The following is a 21,622-nucleotide window of genomic DNA, read 5'->3' as shown; positions in this document are numbered from 1 at the left end:
GGCTCGCCCGGCTCCGTCCCGGACGTGTCCGGGCCGGTACGGCGGGCGCCATGCACTGGACGGCCCGGCCTGGGCCCTTTCACGATGCCGTTCGCACGTTTCGCCCGGCCATGGGCCCCGCGCGATGCGGGACCGTTTGCGTGTTTCGCCCGGCTACCGGCCCGAAAGAGCGGCGCGATCTGCGGAAACGCGGCTTGCGGCGAGGCGGGGCGGGGCATCTACCGGGCATGCGCTCGCCATCCCCGCCCGGCCGCCGGTCGTCGCGCTCGCGCGCCCTGGCCTCGCTGGCCTGTCTCGCCGCGCTCACCGCCTGCGGCCCGGCCCAGCAGGCCGCCCTGCCCGGATCGCCCGGACCGACCAGGTCATCCGCCACGGCCCGCGACACTCCCGGCCGCAACGTCCCGACGAGCACCGCCGAGGTGGACGTCCGGCGCGACGGCATCGAGCCCGCCATCGTGACGGGCGTGCGGTACGCCGGGCACAGGACGTACGACCGCGTGGTCATCGACCTCGACGGCGAGATACCCGGCTACAACGTGCGATGGGTGGACGAGTTCGTGGAGGACGGCTCCGGCCGGCCGATCGACATCCGCGGCGGCGCGTACCTCCTCGTCACGCTCTTCCCCTCCCAGGCCCACGACGAGGACGGCACGCCCACGTGGGAGGGCGGCCCGATCTACCACGCCAAACTGCGCAACCTCGCCGACGTCGTCAGGACCGGCGACTTCGAGGGCCGCGTCGGCATCGGTCTGGTGCTCAAGCGGCGGGCCGCCTTCCAGATCCAGGAACAGGACGCGCCCAGCCGGCTGGTCATCGACGTGGCCCACTGAGCCCCTGCCCCTGAGCACCGGTTACTGGGCTTGGACGCGTGATGACGAGCAGTTCGCCCAGCCGGAGCGGGAGCGTGCCTTCTTCGGGGAGGTCGCACGGGCGGGTGTGTGACAGGCCAGGCCGTTCACTGGATCAGGTCGGTGTGTGGATGCTCGGGAGAGGCCGGGCAGACGTAGAGCTGCATGTTGTCCGTGCTGCCCACTTCGACCTTCGTCGGCTGCCTCTGGTCCTGGCCGGGGACGTGACCGGCAGCGTAGGCGGCTTGGTCTTCGTACGGCGCCCAGCCGCGCTGCCCACCGTCCCATTCGTAGGAGGCGATGGTCAGCAGCGGGGCCATCTGAGCGTCGCAGACAGTGCAGCGCCGGTAGTAGGGGTCGGTGCGGCCCCATGGCGGCCAGCCCCCGACCTTCCATCCGGGAGCGCCGGCCAGATTGCCGTCATAGAACTCCTCAGGAAAGTCCGCGTACGCACTGTCCACGCCCACGTCGGCCGTCTGCCACCTGCTCCAGTCGCCCACCGCCAGCCTCATCTCCGGGCTCAGCTCAAGGCTGTTGGGGTATTCGGTGATCGCTTCCGGTGCCAGCAGACAGGGCTCCGGCACATAGCCTGAGCTGTTCGCCTCATACGGTTCCGGTGGCGTGGCGAGGACATCGACGACCGAGGCGGCGGACCGCCAGAACACTGCGGTCGCGGGCTTCCAGTCCGGATCATGGTCGTAGGGACACCAGAGGACCTGGAGCAGATCGGCCTCTCCGGGCGGCCGTAACAGGGGGATGTCGCGCAGATAGAGCTGAGCCACGGGCACCATGGGGACCGGGCACTCCGCAGGCCAGGGAGGGCCCGCGTCGAGCCGCTTCGCGAGCCTCGCGGCATTCTGCTCCTTGGTCGCCTCCTCCTCGGTCGTGAACTCGGGACCGTGGGGATCAAGGTGGAGCCGGGCCAGCCTGCGCCTCTCCAGCCGTACCTCTGCCGGGGACTCGCGGAACCCGCTGTCCGGGTGCGCGCTTACGCAGTGTGGCCACGGCTCCTCAGCCGGCCACAGCAACGGCCCCCCGACCGAGCTTTCCCTCACGGAAGGGGACCCGGGACGAGGATGCAGCCGGATCGCAGGACGCGCCAGCGGGGCCAGCTCAGGAAAGATCGCGGTCACCTCGACGGGCCGCGGCGGAGTCGTACGTACGGAAACCATGCCGGTGATCCTGTCACCAGCCACCGACAGTTTCCTGCCGCCAAAGGCTTGCGCCACCTGACGTCCCAGTAGCCTGGGGTGGTGAGGAAGATCGAGGGGGCCGCACGCATTCCGGTGCCTGGCGGCAAGATCATTGACGAGCACGTGGGCCGGGTCGGCAGCGGCGACGAGACGATCTCCATCGCCCGCATGGTCGCGCCGGCCGGCTGGAGCGAGCCCGCCCAGACGCCGTCGTTCACCGAGTACACCGTGGTCCTGCGCGGCACGGTGATCGTGGAGCACGCGGAGGGCACGACCGAGGTCGAGGCGGGGCAGTCGGTGGTGACCTCGCCGGGGGAGAAGGTCAGATACAGCGCCGGTCCCGAAGGGGCCGAGTACATCGCCGTGTGCCTGCCCGCGTTCAGCCCGGAGTCGGCCGGTCGCGACTGAGCCGTAACCCGGAAAACCGGGCGGTGCTCATATCATGGCGAGATGAGCCCCACGCTTGACCAGATCCGGCGGGCTCCCAAGGTGTTGCTGCACGATCACCTCGACGGCGGGCTCCGCGCCGAGACGATCGTCGAGCTGGCCCGGGAGACCGACTACGGCCGGCTGCCCACCCACGACCCCGACAACCTGCGCCAGTGGTTCGAGGAGGCATCCGACTCGGGCTCGCTCGAGCGCTACCTCGAGACGTTCGACCACACGGTCGGGGTCATGCAGACGCGCGAGTCCCTGGTGCGCGTCGCCTCCGAGTGCGCCCAGGACCTGGCCGCCGACGGGGTGGTCTACGCCGAAGTGCGCTTCGCGCCGGAGCAGCACACCTCCAGAGGGCTGAGCCTCGACCAGGTGGTCGAGGCCGTGCTCGAGGGGTTCAGGCAGGGGTCGGAAGGGCGTGACATCCACGTCGGCACGCTGCTGACGGCCATGCGGCACCAGGCACGCTCCAGGGAGATCGCCGAGCTCTCCGTGCGCTACCGCGACGTGGGCGTCGTCGGCTTCGACATCGCGGGCGCCGAGGCGGGCTACCCGCCCACGCGGCACCTCGACGCGTTCGAATACCTGCAGCGGGAGAACGCCCACTTCACCATCCACGCGGGCGAGGCGTTCGGGCTGCCGTCGATCTGGCAGGCCATCCAGTGGTGCGGCGCCGACCGGCTCGGCCACGGCGTGCGCATCATCGACGACATCACCGTGGCCGGCGACGAGCCCGCCAAGCTGGGGCGCCTTGCCGCCTACGTGCGCGACAAGCGCATCCCGCTGGAGATGTGCCCGACCTCCAACCTGCAGACCGGCGCCGCCGCGTCGATCGCCGAGCACCCCATCGGGCTGCTGCGGCGGCTGCACTTCCGGGTCACGGTCAACACCGACAACCGGCTGATGAGCTCGACGAGCGTGTCGCGGGAGTTCCACAAGCTGGTCGAGGCGTTCGGCTACGGCTGGGACGACCTGCAGTGGTTCACGGTCAACGCGATGAAGTCGGCGTTCATCCCGTTCGACGAGCGGCTGGCGTTGATCAACGGCGTGATCAAGCCCGGGTTCGCGCAGATCAAGTGGCAGTCGTGAAAGAGTCCTACCGTTCCAAGACCGCGTTCGCGCTGGCGTGGGTGTGGCTGGCCTTCGTCGCGTTCAACGTGTGGGACCTCATCGCCCACTACACCGGCAAGTCGTCGCTGGTGGCGCTGGCCGTGCTGGGGGCGCTGACGGCGCTGGTCTACTCCATCGCGCTCAGGCCCGCCACCGTGTTCACGCAGGAGGGCCTGGTGGGGCGCAACCCGTTCCGCACGACGTTCCTGTCGTGGGCCTCCATCGACGACGTCACGGTCTCCCACTCCATCAACGTCCACCACGGCGACGAGCGGGTGCTGCGGTTGTGGACGCCGATGAGCAGCGCCAGAGAGCGGGCCAAGGCGCAGCGGCGCGGCGCCCCCAGGCGGCAACGCGGGCGTTTCACGACGGAGCCGACGCTCTCCAGGTCGGAGCAGGCGGCGGTCGAGGCGTTCGCGGGCAAGACCCACGCCGACTGGGTGGGCGACCAGATCCGCGAGCGCGCCGAGGCGGCCAGGCGCCGCGACGAGCAGGCGGCGCCGCCCCGGGTCACCTGGTCCTACGACTCCATCGCCGTGCTGGTGGCCGCGATCGCCCTGGTGGTCGCCGCGATCGTCGTCGCCTGACCACCACCGCGATGGCCGCCGGCCCGTCAGGAGCTCCGTGGCCGTTCCTCAGCCGGGAGAGTCCTGGCCAGGCCGGCGCCTGCGGTCGATGAACCTCGTCATGCCCGCCTGGGCGATGCCCGCCTCCTCCACGAGCCTGGCCGCCTCCGTCTCCGCCTCGAAGGCCCGCTCGACCTCGTGTGCCGGCGGCCGCAGCAGCCCGAGGTGCACGGCGGTGGCCGTGCCGGGCGCGGTCCAGTGGTGCACCCGGGCGATCGCCGCGTCGAGCAGCGCCTCCGGGGCGACGATCTCGTCCAGCAGGCCCGCGGCCAGGGCGTCCTGCGCGCTCATGCGGGTCGAGTCGAGTACCAGCCGCAGCGCCCGCGCGCCCGCCAGGCGGGGAAGCAGGTAGCTCGCGGCGTTCGAGATCGACAGGCCGATGTGGTTCTCGGGGAGGAAATACTCGGCCGACGGGGTGCCGATGCGCGTGTCGAAGCAGAGCGTCCACTCGGCGGCCCCGCCGACGGCCAGGCCGTTGACCGCCGCCACGACCGGCACGCGCGTCTCCAGCACGGCCCTGGTCATGTCGTGGAACGACGCCACCTCGTCGACCAGCGAACGGCCGGCGGCCTGGTGGATGTCCTCCCCGGCGGAGAACGCCCGGCCCGTGCCGGTGACCACGATGCCCCTGGCGCCCTTGCCGTCGCCGTGGTCGCGTACGGCCGCCGCGAGGTCCCCGCGCATGCCGGTGGTGAGGGCGTTGAGCTTGGCGGGTCGGGCGAGGGTGATCAGCGCCACCTCGTCGCGTTCGGTCACTTCGATCATGGTCTCTCCTTGCCGACGGGGATGGCGGGAGCGGCGCGCTGGTCGCGTTCGGGATGGAGCAGGTGGCGTTTCTCGATACGGGCCGACGGGGTGAGCGTGAACGACTCGACGAACTCCACGTACGCCGGGATCTTGAAGCGGGCCAGCCGGCCTCTGGCGTGCTCGATGACGTCCATGGCGGTACGCGCGTCGGCGGCGTGACCGGGGCGGAGCTGGAGGAACGCCTTGGGCAGCTCGCCCCACAGGTCGTCGGGGACGGGCACCAGGGCCGCCTGCAGGACCGCCGGGTGCTGGGCGAGCACGCGTTCGACCTCGGCGCAGGAGATGTTCTCGCCGCCCCTGCGCACCATGTCCTTCAGCCGCCCGGCGTGGTGGAGGTAGCCGTGGCCGTCGCGGACGCCCAGGTCGCCCGTGTGGTACCAGCCGCCTCTGAAGGCGTGCGCGGTCGCGTCGGGGTGGTTCCAGTAGCCCTTCATCATGGGCACGCCCCTGACCAGGATCTCGCCGTTGCCGTCGAGCTCGACCTCCTTGCCCGGGGGCGCGACGCCCATGGCGCCGGTGCCGACCGTGTCGTCCGCGTCGACGGCTGCCACCAGGTCGGGGCCGCTCTCCGTGGAGCCGTAGAGCTCGCGCCAGGGCGCGCCCCAGCGCTGCTCGAACGTGCGGTGCAGCTCGGGCGGGATGCCCGAGCAGAGCACGAGCCGCATGCGGTTGTCGCGGTCACGCGGGTGGGGCGGCTGCTTGTGCAGCAGCAGGGGCATGGTGCCGAGCACGTACGTGAGCGTCGCGCCGTGCTCCCTGGCCGAGTTCCAGAAGCCGGAGGCGGAGAAGCGGGGGAGCACCACGAGGGGGATGCCGCCGGCGAGGCAGAGCACGGTGACCCATTGGGGGTCCATGTACGAGTACGCCTGGGCGATGATCATGACGTCGTCGTCGCGTAGGCGTGCCTGGTCGGCGACGATCTGGGCGGTCCTGAGCCAGTAGTCGTGGGTGAGCATGCAGGCTTTGGGGAAGCCCGTGGTGCCCGACGTGTACTGGAAATTGGCAACATCGTCGGCTTCGACGGGGACCTGCGGGCTCCGGTCGCCCGCCTGCCGGATCAGGGTCCGCGGGTCGTGGCACGGACCCGGGTTGATCGCGGCCAGGCCGTCCGTGGTCAGTGTCAGCACCGCGCCCGAGTCGTCGAGGACGTGAGCCAGGTCGGCCGCCTGGTAGCGCACGTTCACCGGGACGGCGATCGCCCCGGCCTTCAGGACCGCGAGCCAGCTCAGCGGCCATTCGGGCACGTTGTCCAGCATGATCGCCACCCGGTCGCCCTGGCGCACGCCCTGGTCGGTCAGGGCGGCGGCCAGGCGGTCCGACCGGGCGTCCGCGGCGTCGAAGGTCAGCGAGGTGTCGGGGAAGCGGAGGAACTCGCGCGTGCCGTACGTTCTAGCGGCGTGCCTCATCAGGTCGGGGATCGTTGTGTGCATCCGGCGGCTCCCACGGAAAGTCGGGCAGCAGGGAGAAGTCAGGACTTGTCGTGACCTGGACGGGGGCGCGTACGGCGGCCAGGCCGATCGTGACGAACTCGGCGCACACCTGCTCCAGCGTGGAGTCCCCGTCGGGGCGGTACCACTCGCTGGTGCCGGTGCACATCGACATCAGGGCGAGGCGGGTGAGCTTCTGGTCGGCGACGCGGAAGGCGCCCCCGGCGACGCCGTCGGCCAGCGTGCGCTTCCAGTGGGCCTCGTACGCGTCGCGCAGGGCGATGATCTCGTCGTGGGCGGCCGAGCCCGGCGTCAGGGAGCGCAGCTCGCCGTCCATGACGCGGGTGGTCAGGGGGTTGAGGGCGTGGACGGCGGTGAGCGAGCCGATCAGCAGGGCCAGCCGATCGGCCGGGCCGCCGGCCGTGGCCAGCATGCCTTCCGTGGCGTCGTTCAGGCCCTGCTGGGCGACGCGCATGAGGTCGGCGAGCAGGGCCTCCTTGCTCGCCACGTGGTGATAGATCCCGGCGTTGGTCATGTTGACGGCCCGGCCGAGGTCCCTGATGCTCGTCGCGGCGTAGCCCTGCCGGGCGAACAGCAGCACCGCGGCCGTCCTGATCCGCTCGTGCGCATCGGTGTCAGGGTCCGTCAGGTTGACGATCATGGCTCCTACCGAACGTTCGGTCGCCTCGCAAACTACCCCAACTCACGAAAAATCTCCATAGTTGACTCTGACACCGTGTGAGGCCCTAGACCGGAGACGTCATGTTCACCATCGGAGAGTTCGCCAGGCTGGGGCTGGTGTCCGTACGCATGTTGCGGCACTACGACGCGATCGGGCTGCTGCGCCCCGCGCACGTGGACCAGGTCAACGGCTACCGCTCCTACCAGGCCGCGCAACTGTCCCGGCCCAACCGCATCGTCGCGATCAAGGACCTCGGCTTCACGCTGGAGCAGGTCAGGGCCATCCTCGACGAGAAGGTCAGCACGGAGGAGCTGCACGGCATGGTACGCATGCGCCGCGCCCAGCTCGAAGCCCGGATCAGCGCCGACCTGGCGAGGTTGCGCAGCGTCGAGGCACGCCTGCGGACGATCGAAACGGAGGGCCACATGGAGAGTGCGGAGGTCGTGCTGAAGCGCGTCGCCCCGGTCAGGGTCGCCGAGCTCAGCGCCAGAGCGGCCAGCTACGAAGGAGAGGACATCGGCCCGGTCATCCAGCCCCTCTTCGCCGAGCTCTGCCGCCGCGTGGAGGAGGCCGCGGTCAAGGTCGTGGGCCCGGGGGTCGCCTACTACGAGGAGGAGGACGACGGCTCGATCATGGTCCACGCCTGCCTGCCGGTGTCCGTGGCGCCCGGCGACCACGACCTCCAGGTGACCGACCTGCCCGCCATCGAGACGGCGGCCACGATCATCCACCACGGGTCGATGGAGGAGGTGGGGAAGACGTTCCAGACCCTGGCCCACTGGATCGAGGAGCACGGCTACCGTTCGCTCGCCCTGGCCAGGGAGGTCTCCCTGCACTGCCCGGATAACCTGGACGAATGGGTGACCGAGCTCCAGATCGCGGTGGTTCCGGCCGGATGACAGCCGTCGAGGAGGAGCTCGAACACCACCGGGTGGCGCTGACCGGCTACTGCTACCGCATGCTCGGCTCGGGCTTCGAAGCCGAGGACGCGGTGCAGGAGACGTTCGTCAGAGCCTGGCGGACGTACGACGCCGCTCGGGGCGGGCTGCGCGCGTGGCTGTTCCACCTGGCCACGAACGTCTGCTTCGACATGCTCAGGGGCCCGCAGCGCCGCGCCCGCGCCATGGACCTGGGGCCCGCCGCCACCCCAGGCGACGCCCTGGGCGCGCCGCTCCCGGAGAGCCGCTGGATCCAGCCCGTCCCGGACGTCCGGGTGCTCGACCCGGCCGAGCTCGCCGTCACGCGGGAGACGATCCGGCTGGCGTTCGTGGCGGCACTCCAGCACCTGCCGCCACGGCAGCGCGCCGTGCTCATCCTCCGCGACGTCCTCAGGTGGTCGGCCGCCGAGACGGCCGCCCTGCTGTCCACCACCGTCCCGTCGGTCAACAGCGCGCTCCAGCGCGCCCGCGCCAAGCTCCCCCCGGCCGAGGAGGCCGACGCGACGGTGGACGAGGGCCTGCTCGCCCGCTACGTGTCGGCGTTCGAACGGTACGACGTGGCCGCGCTGGTGTCGCTGCTGCACGAGGACGCGACGTCGTCGATGCCGCCGTTCGCGTGGTGGTTGCGCGGGCGCGAGCACATCCACACGGTCCTGACCGCGGCCGCCGCGAGCGGCCGGGCCCCGTGCGAGGGCTCCCGCCTGCTGCCGGTCAGGGCGAACGGCTCACCGGCCTTCGGCCAGTACCTGAACGGCGAGCCGTTCGCCCTGGTCGTCCTCGACGTCGCCGGTGGCCGCATCGCGGGCGAGACCACCTACCTCGATCCCGGTCTGTTCCCGTTCTTCGGCCTGCCGATGAGTTTCGCGGCGCCGCTCCGTACAGGTTGATGAAGGAGGAACAGAACATGCCACAGATCGTCGAATTCTCCGAGCGGCCGTACGTCGGGGTGCGCGGGACCATCACCATGACCACCTTCGGCCTCGTCGCCGACCGGATCGGTGAGATCATCGGCTGGCTCGCCCAACGCGGCCACGCCCCCGCCGGAGCGCCCTTCCTCAGGTACGACGCCATCAACATGCCGCAGGACCGGTTGGTGGTGCAGGCGGGCGTCCCGGTGGCCGGGCCGGTGGAGGGCGAGGGCGACATCTTCGCCGCCACCCTGCCCGCCGGCCGCTACGCCGTCACGTCCCACCACGGACACCCCGACCAGCTCTTCGGCGTCATCGAGGCGCTGCTGAAGTGGGGCGCTGAGCAGGGGCTGGCCTGGGACATGGCGGAGAAGGACGGGACGGAGCACTGGGGCTGCCGGCTGGAGCTCTTCCAGACCGATCCCAGGAGCGAGCCCGACATGCACAACTGGGACACCGACCTGCAGTTCCGCATCGCCTGAGTAGGTCTCATGGTTGAGACCAACACGCGCTGTTGGTCTCAACCCCGGTCTCCAGCGGACCTGATTTCGTGTTGGTCTCATCGCTGAGACCATCCGTGCTCATCGCCAGGCGTCGACCAGGTGCTCAGGGGTGATGTGCGTGACGCCCTCGACCTCGCAGCCGCTGCGGGAGACGGTGTAGAGCGGCGTGGAGGAGTCGGCTCCTGGCATCTTGGACCGGTGCACGATGAGCTCGCTCAGGTCATGATGATCGAACGGGCGGTTCTCCAGCCATTTGACGGACCCGACCATCGTGATCTGCTTCGCGACCGGCTCCCGGTCGGCGCCGACGATGTCGATCTCCGGATCGTTGGTCCTGGTCCAGAAGCCCCCGATCGCTCCCGTCGCCTCGGGCAGACCGTCCATACGGCGAAGCGACTCGCGGATCAAGGGCTCGACGGCGACTCCGCGCCAGGCCGTCCATGAACGTTCTATCTGTTTCAGCACGAGGTCGCCGCGGGCACGATCGATCTGCGGCAGGCCGGGTTCGATGAAGGACAGCCAGAAACGCAGGTGCGTGTCCGCGATGTGGTAGCGGCGTTCTTTCGACGGGCGCACGGAAAGCGGAACCTCCGCCGTGACCATGCGCTTCTCCTGCAGGATCTGCAGACCGCGCTGGACCGACGAGCCGGGCACTCCTCCGGAGGCCTTGGAGAGCGACGAGTAGGTGCGTTGTCCGGATCCGATGGCCCTCAGCAGGGTTCTCGGCTGTGCTTCGGGTGGGAACTCCGCCGCCATGGCTCGCACGCCGCTCACGGTCAGAGCCGAGGTCGGGTCCGGGACGACGGTGCGCAGAAAGTCACGAGCCGTGGCCCCGGCCGGCCATTCGTCGAGGATCATGGGCATGCCACCGGTGATCAGGTGTGCGTCGACGGCCTCCGTGGCGGGCAGGTCGAGCTTGTCCGCCACGTCGGCGACGGTGAGCGGATTGACCACCATTTCCGATGCCCGCATATAGAACGGGCGGTCGTACTGGTTGATCGCTTCCATGATGGACATGTCGGAACCGATGAGGATGAGGAGCATCGGGCGGCGCGAGAGATGGCGGTCGAAGACGTACTGCAGCTTCCCTTCGAGATGAGGGTCTTGATGGATCATGTAGGGGAGCTCGTCGATGACGACGATGCTCGGCGCGTCCTGGGGGACGGCCTGTGCCAGCAGCACGAGCAGGCGGTCCCAGGAAGTGGGCGTGACCTGCTCGAAGAGCGACGCCTCAGGCAGGTCTGAGGCGCCCGCGCTTGCGATGAAGTTCTCGAACTGGTCAGTCAGCGGTTGCTGGGCCGCCGTGTAGAAGAGGCTGGGCACGCCGTTCCGGCGGATGAACTCCTCCGCGAGGCGCGACTTCCCCACCCGACGCCTCCCTCGCATGAGGATGGCTCGGCCTGGCCGATCTCCGGTGCCCACCCGGTTGAAGTAGCGGCCGAGAGCGTCGAGTTCCCGCTTGCGCCCGATGAAGTGGGCCATAGCGAAGCCTCCAGGGACGAAGCATCCAGCGATGGTTCAACCATAGCTGGGACAACCATGTTTGGTTGCTTCCTTCTCTGAGGGCCGCCCTGGTGGTCCCACGATGAGACCACCAACGTCAGGAAACGGGCTACGGCGCTCCGTCTGGAGGGTCGTTGTCCTGGGGGCGCGGTGTGACGGCGGCCCGGATGACCAACGTCGCCACCCGCGCGAGGAACGAAGGGGTGAATACGGCGCCGGCCGCGCCCTGGCGGGCCGGGCCGAACGCCATCATCCGCGTGGCCCGGCCCGCGCCCAGGCAGGCCGCGGACGCTACGGCCACGGCCGCCCACAGGCTGTAGCCCTGGGGAAGCAGCATGTCGACGAAGATCGGGTAGGTGACCAGCGCGCTCATGAACGCGATCACCCAGGACACGGGCCTGCCGGACGGCTGAACGGGTGCGGGGGCCTGCGGGCGCCGGCTCCTGCCGGAACGTGCGGGCGATGTCGCCATCGGTGATCTCCTCTTGTCCGGGAACATCGGTGTTCGGTTCGACTCCAGGTGGGTGCGTCGAAGCGCGGCACGGAATGAGGCCGCTTTTCGGCGCCGGTCTATGGGGGGCTCGTGTTTCTCGTCTCCTGGGCAAACAGGAGAGCGGGAGCTCCTCGTAGTGCGGCAAGCATGGCATGACGACTCGCGCTCACGCTAGGTGACCGTGCCGGGAATGCGATTCGTGCTTTCGTGGCGGCGTGTGGCTGAGAAAAGTGAAGAGGTCTCCCGTTTGCCCGGGAGACCTCTTCTGCCAACGGTTTTCCGGCGCCCACCTGGAGTCAGCGGACAATCATCCGGAATCAGAGGAGGGGACAGGGAACGCTCGCCTCGACGTGCCTTCCCCTGCCCCTTCTCGGCCTTGCGTCCACGCGATCGGACTCAAGGTCATCGTTGTAATTGTACAGGTGGGAAGGGCTGATGTCCTTGCTTCCGCAGTCCGGCCGAGGGGTGCTTTGCCCGGAATGTGTGGCGTGTGGGGTGGGTTTGCGCGTGAACTGAGAATACTTGATGGCTTCGGGTTGGATGGCGTGTTATGGGGCGGTATGAGGTGACTTTCTGGCCCGCGGTTCGGAAGACGATCTTTAGCTTCGGTGTGGCGAACCATCGGTGGCGGATAGAAATCCCCGGCCTTTGCAGAATCGCCTTCCGGTCGCAACTCGATGCATTTGACCAGCGCGGCGGAAACGCATTAATAAGTACGGCGGAAAGACGAGTTCTTTCTGGCGAACCGGCTGATCGGCAGGGGTTACGGGAGGCTTGAGTAAAATTTATGACGTGGGCGTGTCGGGCCGCGCGCGGGCCTCCCGGATATCACCGTACGTCTCTCTTGAATAACGCAGAGTAACGACCGCTACGAGAGGTCGAGCAGGGCGGCGAGTTCTCTCCGCAGGAGGTCGAGCTCACGGGCCGCCACGGCCCGTGCCTCGGTGACCTCGCCCGCCACCGGCACGACCGCCTCCAGATAGCACTTGAGCTTGGGCTCCGTGCCCGAGGGGCGCACCACCACGCGGGCGTCCCCCTCCAGCGCGTAGCGCAGCCCGTCGGTCGGCGGCAGGCCTCCGTCGCCGCCGGCCAGGTCGTCGGCCCGCAACACCGCCCGCCCGCCGAGCGTCGCGGGCGGGGCCGCGCGCAGCCGTGACATGGCGCCGGCGATCAGCGACAGGTCGGACACCCGGATGGAGAGTTGCTCCGTGGCGTGCAGCCCGTAGCGCCGGGCCTGGTCGTCGAGCAGGTCCAGCAGCGTGCGCCCGGCACGTTTCGCGTCCGCCGCGATGCCCGCCACCACCAGCGCCGCACCGATGCCGTCCTTGTCACGGACCGGGAGGCCGGCGTCGGTGCCGACGCTGTAGCCGATGGCCTCCTCGTAGCCGAAGACCAGCCCCGGCCCCGCCTTGATGATCCATTTGAAGCCGGTCAGCGTCTCGCCGTAGCGCACGCCGTGCGCCTGCGCGATCTTGCCGAGCAACGTCGAGGAGACGATGGTGGTGGCCACCATCCGGTCGCCGGAGGTGTGCGCGATGACGTGCTCGGCCAGCAGGCCGCCGACCTCGTCGCCGGTCAGCATGCGGCAGCCGCCGCCGGGCAGCGGCACCCCCACCGAGCACCGGTCGGCGTCGGGGTCGTTGGCGATGACCAGGTCCGCGCCGGCCCTGGCGGCCAGCGCCACGGCCAGATCCATCGCGCCCGGCTCCTCCGGGTTGGGGAAGGGCACCGTCGGGAAGCGGGGATCGGGTTCGCGCTGCTCCTCGACCGCCAGCGGCGACGGGAACCCGGCGGCCAGGAACGCGCCCGTCAGCGTGGCGGCGCCCACCCCGTGCAGCGGCGTGTAGGCCACCTTCAGGTCGCGGGCGTCGCCCAGCGGGAGCGACGTCACGGCGGCGACGTAGTCGTCGACGATGCCCTCGCCGAGCTCCGTCAGCGTGCCGGGGCCGTCGATCAGCAGCAGGTCGACGCGGCCGACGGCGTCGATGGCGGCCGAGATCTCACGGTCGACCGGCGGGGCGATCTGGGAGCCGTCGTCCCAGTAGACCTTGTAGCCGCTGTCACGCGGCGGGTTGTGGCTGGCGGTGACCGCCACGCCCGCGTCCGCGCCGAGGCGGCGTACGGCGAAGGCCAGCACGGGCGTGGGCAGCGGGCCGGGCAGGAGCGAGGCGTGCACCCCGGCGCCCGTCAGCACGGCGGCGGTGTCGCGGGCGAACACGTCGGACTTGTGCCGCGCGTCGTAGCCGATCACCACGTGCTTGCCGGGCCCGAGCACCGCGGCCAGGCCGGCGGCGGCGCGCATGACGGTGACGCGGTTCATCCGGTTGGGGCCGGCGCCGAGCTCGCCGCGCAGGCCCGCCGTGCCGAACTCGAGCCTGGCGCCGAAGCGCTCTTCGAGCGCGGCCAGGTCTTCCCCCTCGAGCAGTCGGGAGAGCTCGGCGCGGGTGTCGGGGTCGGGATCCTGGGACAGCCACTCGCGCGCCTGCCGCAGAACGCTCAAAGCCGGTCCACCACCTTGGCCAGCAGCACGCCCATGCGGGCCGCCGTGGCCCGGCCGACCTCCAGGACCTCCTCGTGGTCGAGCGGCTCGCCGGACAGGCCCGCCCCCGGGTTGGTGACCAGGGAGACGCCGAGCACCTCAAGCCCGGCCTCGCGGGCGGCGACGGCCTCCAGCACGGTGGACATGCCGATCATGTCGCCGCCCAGCGTGCGGCACATGCGGATCTCGGCGGGCGTCTCGTACGTGGGCCCGCGGAAGGCGATGTAGACGCCTTCGGCCAGCGTCGGGTCGATCTCGCGGGCCAGCTCGCGCAGGCGGCGGGAGTAGACCTCGGTGAGGTCGAGGAACGTGGTGCCGGTGATCGCGTTGGACCCGGTCAGGTTGATGTGGTCGCTGATCAGTACGGGATCGCCGACGTTCTGCGTCTCCGGACGCAGGCCGCCGGCCGCGTTGGTCAGGACGAGCGTGCGGACCCCGGCCGCGGCCGCCGTACGCACGCCGTGCACCACGGCGTCGACCCCGAGCCCTTCGTAGAGGTGCGTACGCCCGAGGAACACCAGCGCGTGCCGCCCCGCGGAGGTGCGGACCACGCGGATCCTGCCTCCGTGGCCCGCCACGGCGGGGGCGCGGAACCCCGGCAGGCCGGTGAACGGGATCTCGCTCACCGTCTCGCCGATCGCGTCGGCGGCGGGCACCCACCCCGACCCCATGACGAGCGCCACGTCGAAGGTGTCGAGGCCGGTGGCGGCACGCAGCGCCGTGGCGGCCTCGGAGGCCAGGGTGTACGGGTCTTCACTCACGTTTCAGTAGTTTAGGAGGAACCGGTCCAGAACCCGCACGCCGAAGTGCAGCGCGTCCACCGGCACCCGCTCGTCCACGCCGTGGAACATCGCCGCGAAGTCCATGTCCGCCGGCAGCCGCAGCGGCACGAAACCGAAGCCGCGCACGCCCAGGTCGGCGAAGAAGGTCTTGTTGTCGGTGCCGCCCGACATGCAGTACGGGATCGCCCGCGCCGCCGGGTCCTCGGCCTTCAGCGCCGCGATCATCGACTCGACCAGCGCGCCGTCGAACGAGGTCTCCAGCGCGATGTCGTGGTGCACGAAGTCGCGCCGCACCTTGGGCCCGAGCAGCGAGTCGACGGTCTTGAAGAACTCCTCCTCGAACCCCGGCAGGAAGCGCCCGTCGACCACGGCCGTGGCCTGGCCGGGGATCACGTTCGACTTGTAGCCGGCGCCGAGCTGGGTGGGGTTGGTGGTGTGCCTCAGCGTCGCCCCGACGAAGCGCACCAGCGGCCCGATCCTGTCCAGGATCGGCTGCGGGTCGTTCTCGTCGAACGGGATGCCGTAGGCGGAGGCGACCTCGGTGAGGAACCGGCGGACCGTGGGCGTGTAGGTGAGCGGCCAGTCGTGTTCGCCGATCCTGGCGACCGCCCTGGCGACCTCGGTGACGGCGTTGTCGTCGTTGAGCATGGAGCCGTGGCCCGCGGTGCCGTCGGCGGTCAGCTTCATCCAGGCCAGGCCCTTCTGGGCGGTCTCGATGAGGTAGAGCCGCAACGACGGGTCGACCTCCAGGGAGTAGCCGCCGACCTCGCTGATCGACTCGGTGACCCCTTCGAAGAGCTCGGGGTGGTTGGCCGTGAGGTATTTGGCGCCGTACACGCCGCCGGCCTCCTCGTCGGCCAGCCAGGCGAAGACGATGTCGCGGCGCGGCCTGCGCCCTTCGCGCTTCATCTGGCGCAGCACCGCCAGCATCATCGCGTCCATGTCCTTCATGTCCACCGCGCCGCGGCCCCAGATGTAGCCGTCGCGCACCTCGCCGGCGAACGGGTCGACCGTCCAGTCGGCGGCGTTGGCGGGCACGACGTCCAGGTGCCCGTGCACGAGCAGGGCGGGCAGGGCCGGGTCCTCGCCCTCGACGCGGGTGACGACGTTGCCGCGGCCCGGCTCGCTCTCGACGTACGTGGACTCGATCCCGACCTCGGCCAGCCTGGCCATGACGACCTCGGCCGCGGCGCGCTCGCCGGGCCCGCTGCCGTCCCCGTAGTTGCTGCTGTCGACGCGGATCAGCTCCGCGCAGAGGTCGGCGACTTCCTTCTCGGCAGGTGTCATGGCGTTTTCTCCCAACGGTGATCCAGCGTGAGCAGTCCGGACTTGAGCAGGTGGCCGCGCTTGTGCGCGCGGGTGATGAGGGTGAGGTCGATGTCGGTGATCTCGTCGTGCCGGCCGACGACGCCGGTCAGGAAACGGTAGAGGTCGGCCTCGTGGGCCGCCACCACCTGCACGATGAGGGAGTGGGTGCCCGTGGTGGCGGCGCAGTAACGGACGTTCCGGTGCGCGGCCAGCCGCCGGCCCACCAGGTCGAGCCCGTGCGGGCGGACCTTCAACCAGAGCATGGCCTCGACCTCCAGGCCGAGCAGCGCGGGTTCGACCTCCGCGCGGGGCAGCAGCAGCCGCCGTTCGAGCAGCGAGGTGACGCGCCGGCGCGCGGTCGGCACGGAGATGTCGAGCCGCTCGGCGACCGCGGTGAAGGCGATCCTGCCGTCGTGGGCGAGCAGTTGGGCGATCTCCTCCTCCAGCGGCGACAGGCCGTCCTCGTCGGGCAGGCACTCCGGCGGCGGCGGGGGCCGGAGCTCGGCCACCTCCTGCTCGGTGAGGTAGGGCGCGTGCCATTCCGCGACGGTCCTGAACGTGTGGAGGACGACCTGGGTCTGCGTCTGCACGACGCCGTCGATCTCGCTGATCTGCGCGGAGACGATGTGGTGCAGGTCCTCGCGGGACGGGGAGACGAGCTCGCTGCCGAGGTCGGCGGCGCCGGTCAGCGAGTAGACCGAGCGCGTGTCAGGCCGGTCGGCCAGCGCCTGCGCGACCTTGCCCGCGGTGCCGGGACGCACCTGGACGTGCAGGTGGACGGGGCGGCCGTGCCCGGTGCGCAGGTCGTCGTAGATGGCCGTGACCCGCACGATCCCTTCGGTGATGAGCCGCTGGAGCCGCCGGGCGACGGTGCGTTCGTGCTCGCCCACGGCCCGGCCGAGCTCGCCCCACGAGGCGCGAGGGCTGACTTGCAACGCGGCGACCAGTCGCCGGTCGAGAACATCCACCTACAACCATCTCAATGTCGGGTATGTAAATAAATTCCCAGGTAATTGACTGTTTCGGTCGTCCCATGCACAGTAGGCCATCACCGCACTGTTCAGCAAAGGAGCCATCCGTGGCGACCTCCCCCACCACGCAGTCACCACTCGGCATCCCCAAGAGCCGTGTCCGCCAGCTCACGGCGGCCAGCATCGGCAACGTCGTCGAGTGGTACGACTGGTACGCCTACAGCTTCCTCGCGATCTACTTCTCCAGCCAGATCTTCCCCGAGAGCGCGGGCAACAGCCTGGTCCCGCTGCTGAGCTCGTTCGCGGTGTTCGCCGTCGGGTTCTTCATGCGCCCGCTGGGCGGCCTGCTGGTCGGCGCGTTCGCCGACAGGTACGGCCGCAAGCTCGCGATGACGGGCACGATCGTGCTGATGGGCGTGGGCTCGCTGCTCGTCGGCCTGACCCCCACCTATGAGGCCGTGGGCGTGCTGGCGCCGATCATCCTCGTCGTGGCCAGGCTCATCCAGGGCCTGTCGGTGGGCGGCGAGTTCGCCGCCGCGACCACGTTCCTCGTGGAGTCGGCCCCGCCCGGCCGCCGCGGCCTGTTCTCCAGCTTCCAGTACGTCAGCACCACCATCGGCCAGCTGCTGGCGTCGGGGCTCGCGGCGGTGCTGGCCACCATGCTCATCCAGGCCGACATGGACGCGTGGGGCTGGCGCATCCCGTTCTTCGTGGGCGCCGTGCTCAGCCTCGTGGGCCTGTGGATCCGCAAGGGCGCCGACGAGACCTCGGCCGTGGCGGAGGAGGTCCGGCAGGGCAGGGCCGAACGGCAGAGGATGTTCGAGTTCCTCAGGCTCCACCCGAGGTCGGCCGCCACCATCGTGGGCATCACCATCGCCGGCACCGTCGCCTACTACACGTGGACCACGTTCCTGCCGACGTACGCGCAGATCACCGTGGACTTCGACAAGGCCGACTCGCTCCAGATCGGCACGATCTCGCTGGTCTTCTTCATGGTCCTGCAGCCGCTGCTCGGCATGCTGTCGGACCGGATCGGGCGCAGGCCGATGCTGATCGCCTTCGGGCTCGGGTTCGTCCTGCTGCCCGTGCCGCTGCTGGGCCTGCTGACCGACGCGTACGGCAGCCTGCTGACCGTGCAGCTCATCGGCATGGTCTTCCTGGGAGGCTTCACCTCGATCTCGGCGGCGGTGAACTCGGAGCTCTTCCCGACCAGGGTGCGGGCGGCCGGCGCGGGCTTCCCCTATTCGCTGACCGTGGCGCTCTTCGGCGGCACCGCCCCGCTGATCGGCACCGCGATGCAGGAGATGGGCAACCCCGGCCTCTTCCCGTGGTACATGTCGGGACTGGCGCTGATCTCGACGCTGGTCTACATCTTCGTGTTGCCGGAGACCAAGGACCAGCCGCTGCGCTAACCGCCGACCGAGGTGCAGGGGCGCTCCCGCAGCTCCTTGACGTAGTCGTCGGGGGCGCCCGCCCGCTCGGCCGCCTCGGCCAGGCTGCCGAGGTAGCGGGCCGAGGGCAGGCCGCCCTCGTAGCCGTCGAGCACGTAGACCCAGGCCACGACCTCGCCATCGAGGGTCTGCACCCGCAGCCGCACCTTGTGGTAGCGCCCGCGGACCGCGCCCTCCCACTGGTCGAGGGAGGTCTCCTCCCACTCGGGCACGTCGTAGAGCACGACGAACACGTGCTCGTCGGGGTCTTCGACGATCGTGGCGACGGCGCCCTCCCAGGCGAGGTCCATCCCGCCGAACGTCAGGCGCCAGCCGGGCAGCCAGCCGACCCCCCAGATGGGGGAGTGGGGGGCACGCATGGCCATCTGCTCCGGGTCCATGTTGGTGCCGTAGGCGGCATAGAGCCTGAGGTCATTGGACTTGCCCGAAGGATTCGAAAGCCACGCCACGATCCACCCCTCTCGCCGGGTGCTGCTTCGTCATCCAGCTACCGCGCCATCCTGCCACGCCACCCGCCGGAGTCGATCCATCCGGATCAGGTGGCGTGGCCCGGTTGCCGCCGGCCCCACCGCGTACGGGACAATGGGATGCGTGACGAGGATCGCGATCATCGGTGGCGGACCAGGCGGCTACGAAGCAGCACTCGTGGCCGCACAGCTAGACGCGCAGGTCACCCTGGTCGAGCAGGACGGTCCTGGCGGAGCGTGCGTGCTGACCGACTGCGTGCCGTCCAAGACGCTGATCGCGACCTCGGTCCGCAAGCAGGCCCTGCTCGACGCCCCTTCGCTGGGGGTGTCGTTCTCCGGCGGCCCCGACGGTGACGCGGGCGCGGTCGGCGTCGACCTGCCGCTGGTCAACCAGCGCGTCAAGGAGCTGGCCCAGGCGCAGTCCGCCGACATCGCCACGCGGGTGGAGGCCGAGGGCGTCGAGATCATCAAGGCGCGCGGGCGGCTGGTCGACCCGCAGGTGGTGCGCGCGGGCGACCGTACGATCAGGGCCGACGTCGTGCTCGTGGCCACCGGGGCGACCCCGCGCGTGCTGCCGGGCGCCGAGCCCGACGGCGAGCGCATCCTCACCTGGCGCCAGCTCTACGACCTGGAGGAGCTGCCCGAGCACCTGATCGTGATCGGCTCCGGCGTGACGGGCGCCGAGTTCGCCGGCGCCTACCGCTCGCTCGGGGCGGAGGTCACGCTGGTCTCCAGCCGCGACCGGATGATGCCCAACGAGGACGCCGACGGCGCCGAGGTGCTGGAGGAGGTCTACCGGCGGCGCGGCATGAACGTCATGGGCCGCTCGCGCGCCGCCTCCGTCAAGCGCACCCACGACGGCGTGGTGGTGACGCTGGAGGACGGCCGCACGGCCGAGGGCTCGCACGCGCTGATGACCGTCGGCATGGTGCCCAACACCTCGGGCATCGGGCTGGAGGAGGCCGGGGTCCAGCTCGACGAGGGCGGTTTCGTCAAGGTCGACAAGGTTTCCCGCACGTCCGCGCCGGGCGTCTACGCGGCCGGCGACTGCACGGGCGTGCTCATGCTGGCCTCGGTCGCCGCCATGCAGGGGCGCATCGCGGTCTGGCACGCGCTCGGCGAGGCCGTGCAGCCGTTGCGGTTGTCGACCGTGGCCTCCAACATCTTCACCGATCCGGAGATCGCGGCGGTCGGGGTCGCGCAGCGCGCGATCGAGGCCGGCGAGGTCGAGGCCAACGTGGTGAAGCTGCCGCTCGCGACCAACGCGCGGGCCAAGATGCAGGGCTTCAACGACGGGTTCGTCAAGGTGTTCTGCCGCCCGCACACCGCGATCGTGCTGGGCGGCGTGGTGGTGGCGCCGGGCGCCTCCGAGCTGATCCTGGCCGTGTCGGTGGCCGTGCAGCAGCGGCTCACCGTCGACCAGCTCGCGCACACGTTCGCGGTCTACCCCTCGATGTCGGGCTCCATCACCGAGGCCGCCCGCCGCCTCATGCAGCCGGGCGTCGCCATCTAGGCGGCTTCTCTCCGGCAAAGACCCGTTGGTCCGGGCTTGGCCTTACCCGACGGCGAACTGCGGTATGGCTCGTTCGCGGGTGAGGTGCTCCCGTGTGCGGGGTGCACGCGCACCCGCATTCCATCGACACGACCATCGACGGGGGAGCACCATGCCTTACGTAGCCACGCGCGACGGCACGCAGATCTTCTTCTACGACTGGGGCAGCGGCCCGCCGGTCGTCTTCTGTCACGGGTGGCCGCTCAACGCCGACGCCTGGCACGACCAGATGAAGCTGGTGGCCGACAACGGCTTCCGGGCGATCGCGCACGACCGGCGCGGCCACGGCCGCTCCAGCCAGCCGTGGGACGGCTACGACTTCGACACCTTCGCCGACGACCTGAACGACCTCATCACCGCGCTCGACCTCAACGACATCACGCTGGTGGCCCACTCGATGGGCGGCGGCGAGCTGGCCCGTTACGTCGGCAGGCACGGGACGTCCCGCCTGCGCAAGGCGGTGCTGCTGTCGGCGATCCCGCCGCTGATGCTCAAGACGGACGCCAACCCCGAGGGGACGCCGCAGGAGGTGTTCGACGATCTCAAGGCCGGCATCCTCGCCGAGCGCTCGCAGTTCTGGCGTGACAGCGCGGAGGCCTTCTTCAGCGCCAACCGCCCGGGCAACAAGGTGACGCAGGGCAACAAGGACGCCTTCTGGCTGATGGGCATGGCCGAGAACATCCAGGCGGGGGTGCGCTGCGTGGACGCGTTCTCCGCCACCGACTTCACCGAGGACCTCAAGAAGTTCGACATCCCGACCCTGATCGTCCACGGAGACGACGACCAGATCGTGCCGATCGCGGCGGCCGGCGACAAGTCCTCACAGATCATCAAGAACTGCTCGTACAAGGTCTACGAAGGCGGCTCCCACGGCATCGCTCTCGTCCCGGGCCAGAAGGAGCGCTTCAACGGCGACCTGCTGGAGTTCCTGCGCGGCTGACCGGCCCTGAGATCGGCCCTGCGTTCGGCCCTGCGATCCGCGCCCGGTCGATCAAGCTCTCCGGCATGGAGGCGCCCCCGCGCGCACGGGGTGCCAGGGCCGCTGACCGTTGACGTTTGTTGGTATGGACAGCAAACTA

The 21,622-nt window shown here is 70.2% G+C and carries 21 protein-coding genes; 10 read left to right on the top strand and 11 right to left on the bottom strand.

The window, feature by feature from the left end; all coding sequences use genetic code 11:
• The first annotated feature begins 227 nt into the window (after positions 1-227).
• Complete coding sequence (locus tag ACZ6SA_RS08945; protein WP_465827310.1) at positions 228-830, top strand: AMIN-like domain-containing (lipo)protein; 603 nt, start codon at positions 228-230, stop codon at positions 828-830.
• A gap of 125 nt (positions 831-955) precedes the next feature.
• Here ACZ6SA_RS08945 and ACZ6SA_RS08940 read toward each other — a convergent pair whose 3' ends face one another.
• Entirely contained in the window at positions 956-1,630 is a 675-nt protein-coding gene (locus ACZ6SA_RS08940; protein ID WP_465827308.1) for a hypothetical protein, read from the bottom strand.
• 471 nt (positions 1,631-2,101) lie between these two features.
• Here ACZ6SA_RS08940 and ACZ6SA_RS08935 point away from each other — a divergent pair, with 471 nt between their 5' ends.
• Genes ACZ6SA_RS08935 through ACZ6SA_RS08925 form a run of 3 tightly spaced genes read left to right on the top strand, consistent with a single transcriptional unit; the run spans position 2,102 to position 4,173 of the window.
• Complete coding sequence (locus ACZ6SA_RS08935; protein WP_465827307.1) at positions 2,102-2,449, top strand: cupin domain-containing protein; 348 nt, start codon at positions 2,102-2,104, stop codon at positions 2,447-2,449.
• Positions 2,450-2,491: 42 nt separating this feature from the next.
• Entirely contained in the window at positions 2,492-3,565 is a 1,074-nt protein-coding gene (locus ACZ6SA_RS08930; RefSeq protein WP_465827305.1) for an adenosine deaminase, read from the top strand.
• Positions 3,562-4,173, top strand: a complete 612-nt coding sequence (locus ACZ6SA_RS08925) for a hypothetical protein (protein ID WP_465827303.1) — start codon at positions 3,562-3,564, stop codon at positions 4,171-4,173. Before ACZ6SA_RS08930 ends, ACZ6SA_RS08925 begins: the two co-directional genes overlap by 4 nt.
• Before the next feature lie 48 nt (positions 4,174-4,221).
• Here the strand turns inward: ACZ6SA_RS08925 and ACZ6SA_RS08920 are convergent, their stop codons facing one another.
• The 3 genes from ACZ6SA_RS08920 to ACZ6SA_RS08910 are packed head-to-tail and all read right to left on the bottom strand — an operon-like array spanning position 4,222 to position 7,107.
• The gene (locus ACZ6SA_RS08920; protein ID WP_347646655.1) at positions 4,222-4,977 is read right to left on the bottom strand and encodes an enoyl-CoA hydratase/isomerase family protein; all 756 of its coding nucleotides are present in this window, start codon (positions 4,975-4,977) and stop codon (positions 4,222-4,224) included.
• Positions 4,974-6,449 carry a class I adenylate-forming enzyme family protein gene (locus tag ACZ6SA_RS08915; RefSeq protein WP_465827300.1) on the bottom strand — a complete coding sequence of 492 codons (1,476 nt, stop codon included), beginning with the start codon at positions 6,447-6,449 and terminating at the stop codon, positions 4,974-4,976. The genes ACZ6SA_RS08920 and ACZ6SA_RS08915 overlap by 4 nt, the downstream gene beginning before the upstream one ends.
• Positions 6,409-7,107: a TetR/AcrR family transcriptional regulator gene (locus ACZ6SA_RS08910; protein ID WP_347646657.1), complete on the bottom strand. Its 699-nt coding sequence runs from the start codon at positions 7,105-7,107 to the stop codon at positions 6,409-6,411. The genes ACZ6SA_RS08915 and ACZ6SA_RS08910 overlap by 41 nt, the downstream gene beginning before the upstream one ends.
• A gap of 101 nt (positions 7,108-7,208) precedes the next feature.
• On the opposite strand from ACZ6SA_RS08910, the gene ACZ6SA_RS08905 reads away from it, so the two are divergent.
• From ACZ6SA_RS08905 to ACZ6SA_RS08895, 3 genes are read left to right on the top strand one after another with little or no spacing between them, the layout of a single operon-like run.
• Positions 7,209-8,027 carry a MerR family transcriptional regulator gene (locus ACZ6SA_RS08905; RefSeq protein ID WP_465827298.1) on the top strand — a complete coding sequence of 273 codons (819 nt, stop codon included), beginning with the start codon at positions 7,209-7,211 and terminating at the stop codon, positions 8,025-8,027.
• A complete protein-coding gene (locus tag ACZ6SA_RS08900; RefSeq protein ID WP_347646659.1) occupies positions 8,024-8,953 on the top strand; it encodes a sigma-70 family RNA polymerase sigma factor in 930 nt (309 codons plus the stop codon). Before ACZ6SA_RS08905 ends, ACZ6SA_RS08900 begins: the two co-directional genes overlap by 4 nt.
• A 17-nt stretch (positions 8,954-8,970) precedes the next feature.
• Positions 8,971-9,456, top strand: a complete 486-nt coding sequence (locus tag ACZ6SA_RS08895; RefSeq protein WP_465827296.1) for a GyrI-like domain-containing protein — start codon at positions 8,971-8,973, stop codon at positions 9,454-9,456.
• Positions 9,457-9,555: 99 nt separating this feature from the next.
• Here the strand turns inward: ACZ6SA_RS08895 and ACZ6SA_RS08890 are convergent, their stop codons facing one another.
• From ACZ6SA_RS08890 to ACZ6SA_RS08865, 6 genes are all read right to left on the bottom strand, one after another.
• Positions 9,556-10,959, bottom strand: a complete 1,404-nt coding sequence (locus tag ACZ6SA_RS08890) for an ATP-binding protein (RefSeq protein WP_465827294.1) — start codon at positions 10,957-10,959, stop codon at positions 9,556-9,558.
• A 130-nt stretch (positions 10,960-11,089) separates the two neighbouring features.
• On the bottom strand, positions 11,090-11,452 hold the full coding sequence (locus tag ACZ6SA_RS08885; RefSeq protein WP_465827292.1) for a hypothetical protein: 363 nt from the start codon (positions 11,450-11,452) through the stop codon (positions 11,090-11,092).
• An 889-nt stretch (positions 11,453-12,341) separates the two neighbouring features.
• Positions 12,342-13,973 carry a phospho-sugar mutase gene (locus ACZ6SA_RS08880; protein WP_465827291.1) on the bottom strand — a complete coding sequence of 544 codons (1,632 nt, stop codon included), beginning with the start codon at positions 13,971-13,973 and terminating at the stop codon, positions 12,342-12,344.
• Positions 13,970-14,773, bottom strand: coding sequence for a purine-nucleoside phosphorylase (locus ACZ6SA_RS08875; protein WP_443153016.1), 804 nt, complete (start codon positions 14,771-14,773; stop codon positions 13,970-13,972). Before ACZ6SA_RS08875 ends, ACZ6SA_RS08880 begins: the two co-directional genes overlap by 4 nt.
• A gap of 3 nt (positions 14,774-14,776) precedes the next feature.
• Positions 14,777-16,081: a M20/M25/M40 family metallo-hydrolase gene (locus ACZ6SA_RS08870; RefSeq protein ID WP_347646665.1), complete on the bottom strand. Its 1,305-nt coding sequence runs from the start codon at positions 16,079-16,081 to the stop codon at positions 14,777-14,779.
• Positions 16,078-17,070 (bottom strand): Lrp/AsnC family transcriptional regulator, encoded by a 993-nt coding sequence (locus ACZ6SA_RS08865; RefSeq protein WP_443153014.1) that lies wholly within the window; start codon positions 17,068-17,070, stop codon positions 16,078-16,080. Before ACZ6SA_RS08865 ends, ACZ6SA_RS08870 begins: the two co-directional genes overlap by 4 nt.
• Before the next feature lie 110 nt (positions 17,071-17,180).
• Between ACZ6SA_RS08865 and ACZ6SA_RS08860 the strand changes: the two genes are divergently transcribed.
• On the top strand, positions 17,181-18,485 hold the full coding sequence (locus ACZ6SA_RS08860; RefSeq protein WP_465827288.1) for an MFS transporter: 1,305 nt from the start codon (positions 17,181-17,183) through the stop codon (positions 18,483-18,485).
• On the opposite strand, the gene ACZ6SA_RS08855 is transcribed toward ACZ6SA_RS08860, so the two are convergent.
• On the bottom strand, positions 18,482-18,973 hold the full coding sequence (locus ACZ6SA_RS08855; protein ID WP_347646668.1) for a gamma-glutamylcyclotransferase family protein: 492 nt from the start codon (positions 18,971-18,973) through the stop codon (positions 18,482-18,484). The genes ACZ6SA_RS08860 and ACZ6SA_RS08855 overlap by 4 nt on opposite strands.
• 142 nt (positions 18,974-19,115) lie before the next feature.
• Here ACZ6SA_RS08855 and ACZ6SA_RS08850 point away from each other — a divergent pair, with 142 nt between their 5' ends.
• Complete coding sequence (locus ACZ6SA_RS08850) at positions 19,116-20,504, top strand: NAD(P)H-quinone dehydrogenase (protein WP_347646669.1); 1,389 nt, start codon at positions 19,116-19,118, stop codon at positions 20,502-20,504.
• 151 nt (positions 20,505-20,655) lie between these two features.
• Complete coding sequence (locus ACZ6SA_RS08845) at positions 20,656-21,483, top strand: alpha/beta fold hydrolase (protein WP_347646670.1); 828 nt, start codon at positions 20,656-20,658, stop codon at positions 21,481-21,483.
• Positions 21,484-21,622: the final 139 nt, after the last annotated feature.

The organism is Nonomuraea sp. NPDC049378 (assembly GCF_055586745.1).
This window is presented reverse-complemented; position numbering and strand designations above follow the sequence as displayed.